The following is a 15426-nucleotide window of genomic DNA, read 5'->3' as shown; positions in this document are numbered from 1 at the left end:
AATTAGATAGTATATGACATGGAGGATAAAAATGAGTAATGAAAAATGGTTACTTAGAAATAGAAAAGTTGACTTAAAAGCTATGTCAGATAAATATAAAATAAGTCAATTACTTTGTAAGTTGATGGTAAATAGAGATATAACTGATGATAATATAATAAATAGTTATATAAATCCTGTATATGAAAATTTACATTCGCCTAAAACTATGAAAGATATAGCGCTTGCGGTAGATATTATAAAAAGAAAAATACAAGAAAATAAGAAAATTAGAATTATAGGTGACTATGATGTGGATGGGATAATCAGCGTTTTTATATTATACACAGCACTTAAAGAGTGTGGTGCAAATGTAGATTATGAAATACCTGATAGAATTAAAGATGGATACGGGATAAATGAAAATATAGTAAAGACAGCTTATGATGAAGATGTAGATACTATAATAACTTGTGATAATGGAATTTCAGCAATAGATCAAATACAATATGCTAAAAACTTAGGGTTAACGGTAATAGTTACAGATCATCATGATGTTCCATTTGTAGAAGAAAATGGAGTAAGAACATTTATATCATCACAAGCAGATGCAATAATAAATCCAAAACAAATAGAATGTGAATACGAATTTAAAAGTATATGTGGAGCTGGTGTTGCATTTAAATTAATGGAAGTATTATATGAAGAGCTAGGAATGAATAAAGAAGAGTGCTATAAATTAATTGAATTCGTAGCTATAGCAACAGTTTGTGATGTAGTTGATCTAATAGATGAAAATAGAATATTTGTAAAAAATGGATTAAATATGCTTAATAATACAACAAATATTGGTATAAAAGCATTAAAAAAAGCATCTGGGTTAGAAGATAAAGAAATTACAGCGTATCACTTAGGTTTTGTGATAGGTCCATGTTTAAATGCATCGGGAAGACTAGATTCTGCTAAAAAAGGTTTAGAATTATTATTAATGGAAAATTATGAAGAAGCTGAGAATCTAGCACAAGAAATAGTAGATTTAAATGATGCAAGAAAGAAAATGACAAAAGAAGGTGTAGATAGAGCTATTAATATAATTGATAGTACAGAGATTGCTAATGATAAAATATTAGTTGTATACATACCTGACATACATGAAAGTCTTGCTGGTATAGTTGCAGGTAGAGTAAAAGAAAAGTACAACAAGCCAACTATAATACTTACAAAGTCTGAAGAAGGTGTAAAAGGGTCTGCAAGGTCAATAGAAGAATATAATATGTTTGAAGGATTATTGGCTTGCAAAGAACTACTTGATAAGTTTGGTGGACACCCTATGGCAGCAGGTCTATCGTTACAAGAAGATAAGGTTGATGAGTTAAGAAAAGAGTTAAATAATAAATGTAAATTAACAGATGAAGATTTAACTAGAAAGATAATGATAGATGCATCCCTTCCTCTAGAATATTTAAATATAAATCTTATTAAAGAATTAGATGTATTAGAGCCTTTTGGTAAAGGTAATGCTAAGCCAGTATTTGGTGTTAGAGATGTAAAAGTTACTAAGGCTATGCTACTTGGAAAAGATAAAAATATTTTAAAGTTAAGGCTTTTAACAAATAATAACCTTACTATAGATGCTATGATATTTAATGATTTAGAGAATTTTGAAAATAAAGTAATAGAAAAGTATGGCAATGAAGGATTAGATAATTTATATAATAAATTTAATAATAATATATCTATGGATTTTACATTCTATCCGTCAATAAATGAATGGAATGGAAATAAAAGTATTCAAATTATAGTCAATGGTATTAGATAGAAAGATATAAAAATCACTTATCAAAAAATTAATAATAAATGAAATAAATGGATAAACTAAACCAATATATAAAGTAGTAACTATAGACAGATAATTAATAATAAACTATAATGAAAGTTCGGGCGAAATCGATGATTGTCTAAACTTATATTTTAACCAAATATTGATAAAAATTGCCTAAAAAGATATAATAATATTGTTATTAATAGTTATTTAGACAAAGTAGTAAAAAATATGTAAATTAAATTTCATAAAAAGTAAAATCATTTATAGTAGAAAATGTATCTAATTATAAATTGAATAATACAGTTAATAAAATAGATGAAAGTGAGAACTTAATATCTAATAATCATAAAAATAGAACATTAAACGCTATTAGGAGGTCATCATGGACTTAAAAAAGGCAATAAGAGAAATTGAAAACTTCCCAAAAGAAGGAATAAACTTTAAAGATATAACAACATTAATGCAAGATGGAGAAACTTTTAAGTACACAATAGATGCATTTATAAATGATTTAAAAGATAAAAATGTAGATGTGATAGTAGGACCAGAAGCTAGAGGATTCTTAATGGGAACTCCAGTTGCTTATGGATTAGGGATTGGATTTGTTCCGGTTAGAAAACCGGGTAAACTTCCAGCAGAAACTATAAGTTATAGCTATGGATTAGAGTACGGAAGTGATACATTACAAATACACAAAGATGCAATAAAGCCAGGACAAAGAGTAGCTATAGTAGACGATTTATTAGCTACAGGAGGAACTATGGAAGCTGCAGCAAAACTAATAGAAAAGTTAGGTGGAGAAGTGGTTTCTATGCAATTTTTAATAGAATTAGAGTTCTTAAACGGAAGAGAAAAATTATCTCAATACGAAGTAAATTCTTTAATAAAGTACTAGTACTTTGAAAATAGTTGGTATATAGCCAACTATTTTAATATATAAATTTATACTTGAAATAGGTGATATTATGCAAGATAAAGAAATTCAAGAACTTATAGAAAAGATAAAGAAATATGCAAATGATGCAGATGTTAGTTTAGTTGAAAAGGCTTATTACTTTGCAAAAAAAGCACATGATGGACAATTTAGAAAGTCAGGGGAACCGTATTTTATACATCCGGTAGCAGTAGCAAATATTTTATGTGATATGGAATTAGATATAGAAACTATAATAGCCGGTTTGCTTCATGATGTAGTTGAAGATACTGAATATACATATGAAGATATAGAAAGAGAATTTTCTAAAGAAATTGCCGATTTAGTAGATGGAGTAACTAAGCTTGGTAAAATAAAATATCAGTCAAAAGAAGAAACACAAGCTGAAAACTTAAGAAAAATGTTTCTTGCTATGGCGAAGGATATAAGAGTTATACTTATAAAATTAGCTGATAGACTACACAACATGAGAACTTTAAAATATATGCCTCCAGAGAAAGCTAAATCAAAAGCTATAGAGACACTTGAAATATACGGTGGAATAGCAAATAGGCTAGGGATATCTATGATTAAATGGGAACTTGAAGACTTAGCTTTAAGGTATATAGATCCTGAGGGATATTATGATTTAGTTGATAGAGTTGCTAAAAAAAGAAGCCAAAGAGAAGCTTATATCGAAAATGTACTTAATATATTAAACAAATTATTTGAAGATGCAAATATTAAGTGTAATGTATATGGAAGACCAAAGCATTTTTATAGTATATATAGAAAAATGCAAAATAAGAATAAGAATTTCCAAGATATATATGATTTAATGGCAGTTAGGATAATTGTTGATACGGTAAAAGATTGTTATGCAGTTCTTGGTATGATACATACTTTATGGATTCCTATGCCAGGCAGATTTAAAGATTATATAGCTATGCCAAAACCAAATATGTATCAAAGTTTACACACTACAGTTATAGGTCCAGACGGTGAGCCTTTAGAGATACAAATAAGAACTAAAGAAATGCACACTATAGCTGAGTATGGGATAGCAGCACACTGGAAGTATAAGGAAGGTAATGTTAGTCAAAAACAAAGCAATATAGAAGGTAAACTTCAGTGGTTAAGGCAGATGATGGAATGGGAAAAAGACTTAAAAGACCCACAAGAATTTATGGATGCACTCAAAGAAGATGTATTCAGTAGTCAAGTATATGTATTTACACCTAAGGGAGATGTTGTAGAACTTCCAGCAGAATCAACACCAATAGATTTCGCATATAGAGTACATACAAATGTAGGAAATAAATGTGTAGGGGCAAAGATAGATGGAAGGATAGTCCCTCTTGATTATAAACTTCAAAATGGTAATATAGTTGAAATACTAACTTCTTCAAATTCTAATGGACCAAGTAGAGATTGGATAAGTATTGTTAAAACACCTAATGCAAAAAGTAGGATTAGACAATGGTTTAAAAAAGAAAGAAGAGAAGAAAATATCCAAAGAGGAACGGAAATACTTGAAAAAGAATTTAAGAAATATCATATACCACCAAAAGATCCTAATATAGAGAAATATATGCAACAAATGACTAAGAAATTTAACCAAACAACAGTAGAAGATTTAATAGCTACTATTGGATATGGTGGAATAATGCCATCACATGTAGTTCCTAAAATAAGAGACTTATATGAGAAAGAAGTTAAAAAAGTTCAGAAAGAATCAAAAGAAGAGATAAATGATATTGAAAAGCACAATATAAGTGATGCGGAATATAAGCAAAAGAGAAAGAAAAATAATTCACAAGGAATTGTTGTAAAAGGATTAGATAATATACTTATAAGATTCGCTAAATGTTGTAATCCACTTCCTGGTGATGAGATTATAGGTTATATAACTAAAGGAAGAGGCGTTGCTATACATAGAGCAGATTGTCCTAATGTAAATACTAATGGGGATTCATTCAAAAAGAGATTAGTAGATGTATCTTGGAGTAACTCAGATTCTAGTAAATTTGAAGCTGAAATACAAATAAAAGCTTCTGATAGAAGAGGAATAATAAATGATATAACTCATATAGTAGCGATGGATAAGTTATCTTTAAATGGTATAAGTGCAAGAAAAGGAAAAGATAATATAGTAAGCGTAAATCTACTAGTGGAAGTTAATAATATAGACGCATTAAATACACTAATGAAAAAGATAAAATCAATTCCTGGTGTTGAAAATATTTATAGAGTGATTAACTAGGAGGTTATTATGAGAGCAGTTGTTCAGAGAGTATCTTCTTCAAAGGTTACGGTAAATGGAGAAGTTACTGGTGAGATAAAAAAAGGATTACTTGTTTTACTTGGTGTAACTCATGAAGATACATCTAAAGATGTAGATTATATAATAGATAAAGTACTTAACTTAAGAATATTTGAAGATGAAAATGAAAAAATGAACTTATCATTAAAAGATGTACAGGGAGAACTTTTAGTAGTATCTCAATTTACTTTATATGGTGATTGTAGAAAAGGAAGAAGACCGAGTTTTTCTAGTGCGGCAAGGCCAGAAGTTGCAACAAAGTTATATGAAGAGTTTATAGAAAAATCAAGAAAAGAAGGCATAGTAACACAAACAGGTAGATTTGGTACACATATGATGGTCGATTTAACTAATGATGGTCCGGTTACTATATTACTTGAATCAAATAGAGATTTTTAAGGAGGTGCAATTATGATAATAGATAAGATAGTTGAACCATACTTTGGGGAAAATATTTATATATTAATAGATGAAGAAACTAAAAAGTGCGCAGTTATAGACCCAGGAGGAGCTAGTGAGAAAGTACTTAATTATATAAAGAAAAATTCTTTAGATTTAGAATATATACTACTGACTCATGGACATGGGGATCATATAGGAGCAGTTAATTATATAAAGTCTAAAACTAATGCTACAATAGTAGCTCATAGTGATGAAAAAGAATTATTAAATGATAATAGAAAAAATCTAAGTTATTCTATGCACTGTGGTCCACAAGAGTTAGATGCAGATATTTATGTTAATGATAAAGATAAATTAGAACTTGGAAATTTAAAATTAAGTTTTATTCATACACCAGGACATACAAAAGGAAGTATGTGTATAAGAGTTAATGATGATATGTTTACAGGAGATACTCTATTTGCAGGAAGTATAGGAAGAACAGATTTTTATAGTGGAGACTATAAGCAAATCGAAAAATCTTTAAAGAAGCTATCTAAATTTGAAGATAAAGTAAAAATACATCCTGGTCATGGGCCAAGTTCAACGCTTGGTATAGAGAAGATGAGTAATCCTTATATGTAAAAGGAGACGTTAAAATGTTAAACGTAATATTAAAAAATCATGATTTTAAGTACGAAGTTGCGGAACTTATAAAATTATTTACTTCAGAATTTCAATTTGTAGATAACAAAAGCTTTGGAATGGTTTTAGAAAATAACCTTCTAGAGTATAACAATACATTAATATCAACGACTAAATACTATGAAAATTATGAGCTTAGATTTGATTCATCTGAAAATATAAAAATAGATGGTTTAAATGAGCAAGAAATAAAGAAGCTAACTAAAGAAATGATAAAGAGAAGTATGTTTAAGGTATTAAAAAAGAAATTTAATACTTATGTACCGTGGGGTATACTTACAGGAATAAGACCTGTTAAGATAGTACACACTTTATTAGATAAAGGTATGGATGATGATTCTATAAGAGAAAACTTAAAAGAAAACTATCTTATAATGGATGAAAAAATAGAATTAGCTCTAGAAATAGCAAAAAGAGAGAGAACTTTTATATATCCTATTGATGAAGATAAAATATCTTTATATATAGGAATACCATTTTGTCCTACAAGATGCTATTATTGCTCATTTACAGCAAATCCATTAAAGCAGTTTGGTCATTTAAGGATAGAGTATGTACAAAAGCTTATAGAAGAAGTTAAAGGAATGGCAAAAATTTTAAAAGATACAAATAAAGAAATAGAAACTTTATACATTGGTGGAGGAACTCCAACAGCCTTAGAAAAAGAAGAATTAGATACTTTAATAACTGCTTTATATAAAGAATTAGACTTAAGTAAAATAAAAGAATTTACAGTTGAGGCTGGAAGACCAGATTCTATAACTAGAGAAAAGTTAGAAGTTCTTAAAAAACACAATGTAAGTAGAATAAGTATAAATCCTCAAACAATGAACGATGAAACTTTAGAAAAAATAGGACGTGCTCATAGCGTTTCTGATATAATCGATTGTTTTAATATGGCAAGAGAAATAGGATTTGATAATATAAATATGGACCTTATATTAGGGTTAGTAGATGAAGATTTAGAAATGGTTAGAAATACATTAGAAGAAATTAAAAAGTTAAATCCTGAAAGTTTAACTGTTCATACTTTAGCAGTTAAGAGAGCATCTAAATTAAAAGAAGATATAGAAAATTACGAACTGACAAGATACGAAGAAATGATAAAGATGATAGATTTATCTATGGAATATGCGAAGGAAATGGGACTTAATCCATATTATATGTATCGACAAAAACATATGCTAGGAAACTTAGAAAACATAGGATATGCAAAAGAAGGATATGAATGTATATATAATATGCAAATTATGGAAGAAAAGCAAAGTAATTACGCATTAGGTGCAGGCTCTATATCTAAATTTGTATATGTTGATGAAGATAGAATTGAAAGAGTTGAAAACGTAAAGAATGTTGAACAATATATAGATAGAGTTGATGAAATGATAGAAAGAAAGAGAAAGGAAATATATCAAAATGTTAACTAAAGCGCCAAGAGGAACAAAAGACATAACTCCAAAAGATGCATATAAATGGAATTATGTTGAAAATAAATTTAGAGAAATATGTTCATTATTTGGTTATGAAGAAATGAGAACTCCAATATTTGAACATACAGAATTATTCAAAAGAAGTGTAGGGGATACTACTGATATAGTACAAAAAGAAATGTACTCATTTACAGATAAAGGTGAAAGAGATATAACTTTAAAGCCAGAAGGAACAGCAGGAGTAGTTAGAGCATTTATAGAAAATAAATTATATGCTGATACTCAACCAACAAAGTTATTCTATATAACTCCTTGCTTTAGATATGAAAGACCACAAGCAGGAAGACAAAGACAATTCCATCAATTCGGAATAGAAGCATTAGGTAGTGATAAACCATCATTAGATGCAGAAGTTATAGCGTTAGCTGTACAATTTTTCAATGAAGTTGGGCTTAAAGATTTAGCAGTAAGTATAAATTCTGTTGGATGTCCTACTTGTAGAGCCGAATATAATGCTAAATTAAAAGAATATCTTGATGCTAAGTCAGATGTATTATGTGAAACGTGCTTAGAGAGAAAAGATAAAAATCCAATGAGAGTTATAGACTGTAAAAATCCTACTTGTAAAGAAAACTTAACAGATATACCTTTCATGGTTGATCATATATGTGATGATTGTAAAGACCACTTTGAAAAGTTACAAACATACTTAAAAGAAATGGATATAAACTTTGTAGTTGATAAAACAATAGTTAGAGGTCTTGACTACTACAAAAAAACTGCATTTGAAATAATATCAAATGATATAGGGTCTCAAAGTACAGTTTGTGGTGGAGGAAGATACGACGGACTTGTTGAACAATTAGGGGGGCCTAAAGGTGTTAGCGGTATAGGTTTTGCTATAGGTGCTGAAAGATTATTATTAACTATGGAAAATAATAATATAGAAATAGAAAATCCTTATGCTACTGATATATTTATAGTAACAATAGGAGATGAAGCTAAGACTAAGAGTTTTAAATTACTTAAAGATTTAAGAACTAACCACATAAGTGCAGAAAATGACCACTTAGATAGAAGTGTAAAGGCTCAATTTAAATACTCTGACAAAATAAATGCTAAATTCACTATAGTTATAGGTGATGATGAATTAGCTAATGATACTGCTACATTAAAAAATATGTCAACATCAGAACAAATAACTATAAAATTAAGTGAAATAGTAAAGGAGTTAAAGACTAGACTGTAATTAATTAATATACAGTTTAATTAAATAAATTCAGAATATGATTTAATTTTAAAATGTAAACTTAAGTCATATTCTGTTTGCTAGACAAAAGAAATATATTAGTGATAATATTATTAATATATTTATAGATAAGATTTAAAAAGTTTTATACATATAATATATATTTAATATAGAAATAACTATTTATAGTTAAAATAAATACTTGGAGGCAAAGCAATGGAAACTCTAAATGGCTTAAAGAGAACTCATTACTGTGGGGACTTAAGAGAAAGCAATATAAATGAAGAAGTTGTACTTATGGGATGGGTACAAAAGAAAAGAAACTTAGGGGGATTAGTATTCGTTGACCTAAGAGATAGAAGTGGGTTATGTCAAATAATATTCGATACTGATGTAAATGCAGAAGCTTTTGCTAAAGCTGAAAAATTAGGTTCAGAATATGTTGTTGCAGTTAAGGGAAAAGTTGCAGAAAGATCATCTAAAAACCCTAACATGCCAACTGGAGATATCGAAGTATTTGCTACTGAATTAAAAATATTAAATAAATCAGAAACACCACCAATATATATAAAAGATGACGATAATGTATCTGAAGAATTAAGATTAAAATATAGATACTTAGATTTAAGAAAACCATCTATGCAAAAGAACTTAATGTTAAGAAGTAGGGTTGCTGGTATAGTTAGAAATTATTTAACTGAAAATAATTTCTGTGAAATAGAAACTCCATTCTTAATAAAACCAACTCCAGAAGGTGCTAGAGATTACTTAGTACCAAGTAGAGTTAATGAAGGTAAGTTCTATGCATTACCACAATCACCACAATTATTCAAACAATTATTAATGGTAAGTGGTATGGATAGATATTTCCAAATAGTTAAGTGTTTCAGAGATGAAGACTTAAGAGCTGACCGTCAACCAGAATTCACTCAAATAGACTGCGAAATGTCATTTGTTGAAGAAGAAGATGTAAGAGCTATAATGGAAAAAATGATACAAAGAATATTCAAGGAAGTATTAAATGTAGAAGTTACATTACCACTTCCAGTTATGCCTTATTCTGAAGCTATGGAAAGATACGGTTCAGATAAGCCTGACACTAGATTTGGATACGAATTAACTAACATATCTGACATAGTTGCTAACTGTGGATTTGGAGTATTTGCAAATGCTACTAAAAAAGGTATGAGCGTTAGAGGTATAAATGTAGAAGGTAAAGCAGAAGAATTTACTAAAAAGCAAATAGGTAAATTAGAAGACCACGCAAAGACTTACAAAGCTAAAGGTCTTGCTTGGATGAAAGTTGGAGCAAACAGAGAAGTTACTTCACCAATAGCTAAATTCTTCACTGAAGAAGAAATGACAGCGATACTTGATAGAATGAATGCTAAAGAAGGAGACTTATTATTATTTGTTGCTGACAAGGATTCAGTAGTATTTGATGCATTAGGACAAGTTAGACTTGAAGTTGCAAGAAGACTTGGATTATTAAATAACAATGAATATAAAATGTTATGGGTAACTGAATTCCCATTATTTGAAGAAGATGAAGAAACTGGTAGATTTATAGCTAAACATCATCCATTTACATCTCCAATAGATGAAGATTTAGATAAATTAGAGAGCAAAGATAAAGCATCTTTAAGAGCTAAGGCTTACGATATAGTTATAAATGGATACGAAGTAGGTGGAGGAAGCGTTAGAATATTCAACTCTGATGTTCAAAAGAGAATGTTTAGTGCATTAGGACTTTCTGATGAAGAAGCTTACGAAAAGTTTGGATTTTTATTAGATGCATTCAAATATGGAACTCCTCCTCATGCAGGTATAGCATTTGGTCTTGATAGGTTAATAATGATACTTGCAGGAACTACTAACATAAAAGATGTTATAGCATTCCCTAAAAATCAAAGTGCAGTTTGTCCAATGACAAACGCTCCAGCAGTTGCTGATGAAGACCAACTTAAAGAATTAAGTATAAAACTTGATTTAGAAGATAAAGAGTAATATATATAAAGTACCTCATATTGAGGTACTTTTTTATATGTAAGGACAGTATTACATGTAATTTATAGAGCTAAAATTAATTTTATGTGTATTCTTATTAAGATTACTTAATACTATTATCGCATTTATCAAGTAGAGCCTTTTCACCCATTTCAACAAGCTTTCTACTACTCATTCCACCGACCTCAATACCTGTTTTTATATTTTCAGCTACAGAATTTAAAGTACCTTGTGGAATTAATCCTTCTATTTTGTCAGTTCTCATACTATCGTAATATCCTAATTCTGAAGATATCTCCATCTTAAGATTATTTAAAGCTTCTCTAGCATTATTTTTACTTTGTAAATCCATATTACCCCTCCTTAAATTTTTCATATATAGATATCATTAACTCAAAATAAAAAACTTATAACATAAAATTTAGAAATAAAATACTAAAATATAATATTAAAGTGATATTTTTAAAGATTATAATATGCTTGAAGTATGGTTAAAATAAAAGAGTTCTAGGCAAAATTGTAAGAAGTTATGAAATAAGATATAATAAATGGTAATTAAGGATAAAAAAATATAATATTTTAATGTATATGTATGAGATTACAAATATAATTAACCATATATAATATAAGAGTATATGAGAGGTGTGAACATGCAAGATAAGGACATGCTTATAAAAAGGTTAAATAGAATAGAAGGACAAGTCAAAGGTATACAAAAAATGATAGATGAAGAAAGATATTGCATAGATATATTAACTCAAATATCGGCAATAAGGTCAGCTATAAATAAAGTTGGATCTATAATACTAGAGAATCATATAAAGGGGTGTGTTGTAAATAGTATAAAAGAAGATAATAGCGAAGAATCAATAGCTGAGCTTATGAAGACTATAGATAAATTTACAAAGTAGGGGGAATTGAAAATGAATCAACATGGATATATTGTTGAAATCGTAGATAGTGTAACCGCAAAATTAAAATTAAAGCGTCATTCAGCATGTGCATCTTGTGGTAAGTGCGCAACTACATCTGAAGAAAAAGATATAATAGTTGAGGTTGATAACACTATAGGTGCAAAAGTAGGGGATAGAGTAGAAGTTAATATGGAAACGGTAAATGTATTAAAGGCAGCATTTATAGCTTATACAATACCTTTGGTAGCTTTACTTTCAGGAACTGTAGGGACTTTCTATTTCTTAAAAATGATAAGTATTACAAATAACATAGAAATTATAAGTGGTTTAGTAGGGTTAATATTTACTTTTATATCATTTTTAATATTAAAGAAAAATGACAAGAAGTTTAGAGGGAGTAAAGAATATATACCTATAGTTACAAGAATAATTGTAAGTAGTGAGAGTGAAATGATTTTATAAAATAAGAATAATATAAAAATGGAGCATGTGAGGATATATAGATATTAAGATAAAGTAGTAAGTATAAAATTTATACAAATTGCATTTATCCTAATAAATTATATATTTTAACATGCTCCATTTATATTTTAAAATTATTGTATTGATATACTAATCAAATTTATTTATTTTTATGCATTTTAGCTAATGAAACTATACTTAAAGTTCTTGCTAATGATGTTATAACTAAAATTCCAAGGGATATAGCCCCACCTACAAATAATACATTTGCCCCTTTAGATATTGCAAGTTCATAATTTGATTGAACTAAATAAAGCATTGTATTGTACATCCCAAGCCCAGGAACTAGAGGTATAATACCTGGTATTACAAATAGTATCGCAGGGTATTTTAACTTTCTAGCTAGAATCTCACTTATCAAAGCAACTAAAGCTGCAGCTAAAAAGTTTGCTAATATATCATTATTAGAAGTATTAATTAAGTAATAATAAAACCCCCAACCAATACCACCAGTTAGACCTGCTGGTATAAGAGCGGATTTAGGTATGTTAAAAAATACTGAGAATCCAACAGTAGCAATAGTTGCGTATAAAAAGTGCATGTAAATTGGCATATCTGTCATTAGAATACACCTCCTAATCTAATCCATAAATCTAATATTAAACCGACCCCACAGGCGATCGATATAGCTGTTATACCTGCATCAAATGCACGAGCAACACCAGAAATTAAGTCTCCAGAAATTAAATCTCTAAGACCTTTTATAAATGAAACTCCTGGAAGTAATGGCATAATAGATCCAACTATTAACACTCTTGGAGTATCAAGAATTCCTATATGACTAAGCAAAACTCCGACTATAGCTATAAATGTAGACGCTAATAGACTTGAAAAAGCAGGTATTGAGCTTAACTTCATAATTTTATTGTAAAATAGTACAGCAAATATTGAAGTTATAAAAGTACATAGGAAAGTTGATAAATTATTTCCTCCTAAAAGTCCTGCGAAAAATGCAGAACCAATTCCTGTACAAAAGTATATTACTTTTGAAGGGTAACTATCAGTTTGAACTACATCCTTTAGCCTCTCCATGGCATCATCTACAGTTAAATCAGTATTACTAACAAATTCTCTAGAAAAATTATTGAGTAAAGATATTTTATTTAAATCTATAGATCTAGATTTTATGGTCTTCATAAAAGTTAATCCATCAAATCTGTCATCAGATATTATAATTACAGTAGGTGATGTAAATACATTTATGTAGTAAAAACCTCTTGATTTACAAATTCTAAGTATGCTATCTTCTACACGATAAGTTTCTGCACCATTAGATAGCATGAGTTCTCCTATAAATAATGCTAGTCTAAGGATATCTTTTTTATAATCTATATTGTGTTCATTATTCATAAAAAAACCTCCAATAAAAATATATAAATATTATATCAAATATTTTATCGTTATTTTTAAAAAATGCGATAAATTATATTTTATTTTTTCTAAAATAAATAAATTTTATTAGCAAGAAATTACAAGATATATTCTAAAATCTAATATGTTTATATGATCTACATAAAATTGCTATTAGGAACAAGTTTAATCAAAGTGAATATAATAGTTAATATCATAAATTTAGGGGGGAATAAAATTGGTATTAACAGGAGCTCATTACATCTATATTTTATTCATGGTAGTAGTACTAATAACTATGATTATGAAAAAAGAAAGTGTAATACCTTGTATATTGGGTATATTTGCGTTAGGTCTTTATTATAACAAGAGTCTAACAGGAGCACTTGGGGCAATATTTTCAGCGTTAAATGTAGCTTTAAATGAATTAGGTCCAGTAATTATAATTATAGGTATTATGGTTGCGCTATCAAAGGCATTAGAAGAGAATAAAGCCATCGATTTTATGGTAGGTCCAATTTCTAAAGTAGTTAAAAATCCTACTAGTGCATTTTTCATATCAGGTATATTTATGTTATTAATGTCTTGGTTTTTCTGGCCATCACCAGCAACTGCACTTGTAGGAGCTATATTTTTACCAATAGCTATAAAAGCTGGGCTTCCTGCAATAGGACTTGCGATGGCTATAAATTTATTTGGTCATGGTATAGCATTATCTACTGACTTTATAATACAAGGCGCGCCTTCTATAACATCAGGAGCAGCTGGTATAGGTGTAAATGAAGTTATGAGTGAGGGAATAATACTTTATATTGTAATGACAGTAGTTACTATAGGAACAGCTTTTTATATGCTAAGAAGAGATTTAAAAAATGGAACTTTAAAACATGAATTATCACAAACAAAAGAAATAGAAAAGAAAGAAGTTTCTTTAACTGCTAAAATATCTATATGGCTAGTTATAATAGCATTTATATTAGATATAATAGCTATGTATAAATTTGACCTTAAAGGTGGAGATGCTACTGGATTACTTGGAGCAACAGCGTTAATGTTATTAATAATAATAAATCTTATGAATAATCCAAAAACAACGCTTGATAAATCTACACAACAATTAGTTGAAGGATTCGTATTTGGTATAAAAATATTTGCTGTAATAATACCAATAGCGGCATTTTTCTATATGGGTGATATGTCTTTAGTGACAGTATTTGGAGATGTTTTAGCTGAAGGTTCGCAAGGACTTTTAGGTGATATAGGGCTAGCATTATCTAATGCTGTTCCATTTAATAAGGTTGCGGCAGCATCTATAGAAACTGTAGTTGGTGGTATAACAGGACTTGATGGTTCATCATTTTCAGGAATGTCTTTAGCTGGTTCAACTGCAGCAGTATTTGGAACAGCTATAGATGCAAATGTAGGAGCTTTAGCAGCTTTAGGTCAAATAGCAGCTACATGGATTGGTGGAGGATGTATAGTTCCTTGGGCATTAGCACCAGCAGCTGCTATATGCGGTGTAAAACCAGTTGAATTAGCTAAAAGAAACTTTATACCTGTAATGGTTGGACTTGTGGTAACGACAATAGTCGCTATGTTTATTATTTAGTTTTATAAAGATGGAGTGTCTTAAAGGAGTTTTTAACTTTTAGGATACTCTATTTTTACATAAAAGATACTGATAGCAAGATATTTATTTAAAAAATAATAGATGATAGTTTATTTTACGAAGTCTAAAAAATATTATCAATGATAAATATTTATTCGTAATTTTAATTTGATAAATATCTTGCTTAAAATCTTCATAAAACTATAAACCTAATTTTAG

General features: G+C 28.9%; 14 protein-coding genes. 11 read left to right on the top strand and 3 right to left on the bottom strand.

Annotated features, from left to right (window positions below):
* The first annotated feature begins 31 nt into the window (after positions 1 to 31).
* From recJ to aspS, 8 genes are all read left to right on the top strand, one after another.
* Positions 32 to 1798 (top strand): single-stranded-DNA-specific exonuclease RecJ, encoded by a 1767-nt coding sequence (gene recJ, locus CRIB_RS09820; protein ID WP_180702196.1) that lies wholly within the window; start codon positions 32 to 34, stop codon positions 1796 to 1798.
* A 388-nt stretch (positions 1799 to 2186) separates the two neighbouring features.
* Positions 2187 to 2699, top strand: coding sequence for an adenine phosphoribosyltransferase (locus CRIB_RS09815; protein WP_180702195.1), 513 nt, complete (start codon positions 2187 to 2189; stop codon positions 2697 to 2699).
* A 70-nt stretch (positions 2700 to 2769) separates the two neighbouring features.
* The gene (locus tag CRIB_RS09810; RefSeq protein WP_180702194.1) at positions 2770 to 4980 is read left to right on the top strand and encodes a RelA/SpoT family protein; all 2211 of its coding nucleotides are present in this window, start codon (positions 2770 to 2772) and stop codon (positions 4978 to 4980) included.
* Positions 4981 to 4989: 9 nt separating this feature from the next.
* On the top strand, positions 4990 to 5439 hold the full coding sequence (gene dtd / locus CRIB_RS09805) for a D-aminoacyl-tRNA deacylase (protein WP_180702193.1): 450 nt from the start codon (positions 4990 to 4992) through the stop codon (positions 5437 to 5439).
* Positions 5440 to 5451: 12 nt separating this feature from the next.
* Positions 5452 to 6066, top strand: coding sequence for an MBL fold metallo-hydrolase (locus CRIB_RS09800; RefSeq protein ID WP_180702192.1), 615 nt, complete (start codon positions 5452 to 5454; stop codon positions 6064 to 6066).
* A 14-nt stretch (positions 6067 to 6080) separates the two neighbouring features.
* A complete protein-coding gene (gene hemZ / locus CRIB_RS09795) occupies positions 6081 to 7553 on the top strand; it encodes a coproporphyrinogen dehydrogenase HemZ (RefSeq protein ID WP_180702191.1) in 1473 nt (490 codons plus the stop codon).
* Complete coding sequence (hisS, locus tag CRIB_RS09790; RefSeq protein WP_180702190.1) at positions 7543 to 8805, top strand: histidine--tRNA ligase; 1263 nt, start codon at positions 7543 to 7545, stop codon at positions 8803 to 8805. Before hemZ ends, hisS begins: the two co-directional genes overlap by 11 nt.
* 216 nt (positions 8806 to 9021) lie before the next feature.
* Positions 9022 to 10812 carry an aspartate--tRNA ligase gene (gene aspS, locus CRIB_RS09785; RefSeq protein WP_180702189.1) on the top strand — a complete coding sequence of 597 codons (1791 nt, stop codon included), beginning with the start codon at positions 9022 to 9024 and terminating at the stop codon, positions 10810 to 10812.
* 103 nt (positions 10813 to 10915) lie between these two features.
* Here the strand turns inward: aspS and CRIB_RS09780 are convergent, their stop codons facing one another.
* The gene (locus CRIB_RS09780) at positions 10916 to 11164 is read right to left on the bottom strand and encodes a small, acid-soluble spore protein, alpha/beta type (protein WP_180702188.1); all 249 of its coding nucleotides are present in this window, start codon (positions 11162 to 11164) and stop codon (positions 10916 to 10918) included.
* Positions 11165 to 11462: 298 nt separating this feature from the next.
* On the opposite strand from CRIB_RS09780, the gene CRIB_RS09775 reads away from it, so the two are divergent.
* Both CRIB_RS09775 and CRIB_RS09770 read left to right on the top strand, forming a co-directional pair.
* On the top strand, positions 11463 to 11723 hold the full coding sequence (locus CRIB_RS09775) for a metal-sensitive transcriptional regulator (RefSeq protein WP_243633514.1): 261 nt from the start codon (positions 11463 to 11465) through the stop codon (positions 11721 to 11723).
* 12 nt (positions 11724 to 11735) lie between these two features.
* Positions 11736 to 12188 carry a SoxR reducing system RseC family protein gene (locus tag CRIB_RS09770; RefSeq protein ID WP_180702186.1) on the top strand — a complete coding sequence of 151 codons (453 nt, stop codon included), beginning with the start codon at positions 11736 to 11738 and terminating at the stop codon, positions 12186 to 12188.
* Between the two features lie 160 nt (positions 12189 to 12348).
* Here the strand turns inward: CRIB_RS09770 and CRIB_RS09765 are convergent, their stop codons facing one another.
* Both CRIB_RS09765 and CRIB_RS09760 read right to left on the bottom strand, forming a co-directional pair.
* Positions 12349 to 12810: a threonine/serine exporter family protein gene (locus CRIB_RS09765; RefSeq protein WP_180702185.1), complete on the bottom strand. Its 462-nt coding sequence runs from the start codon at positions 12808 to 12810 to the stop codon at positions 12349 to 12351.
* Entirely contained in the window at positions 12810 to 13598 is a 789-nt protein-coding gene (locus CRIB_RS09760) for a threonine/serine exporter family protein (protein ID WP_180702184.1), read from the bottom strand. Before CRIB_RS09760 ends, CRIB_RS09765 begins: the two co-directional genes overlap by 1 nt.
* A gap of 238 nt (positions 13599 to 13836) precedes the next feature.
* On the opposite strand from CRIB_RS09760, the gene CRIB_RS09755 reads away from it, so the two are divergent.
* Positions 13837 to 15207: a hypothetical protein gene (locus CRIB_RS09755; RefSeq protein WP_180702183.1), complete on the top strand. Its 1371-nt coding sequence runs from the start codon at positions 13837 to 13839 to the stop codon at positions 15205 to 15207.
* Positions 15208 to 15426 lie beyond the last annotated feature (219 nt).

Source organism: Romboutsia ilealis (assembly GCF_900015215.1).
GTDB classification, from domain to species: Bacteria; Bacillota; Clostridia; order Peptostreptococcales; family Peptostreptococcaceae; genus Romboutsia; species Romboutsia ilealis.
This window is presented reverse-complemented; position numbering and strand designations above follow the sequence as displayed.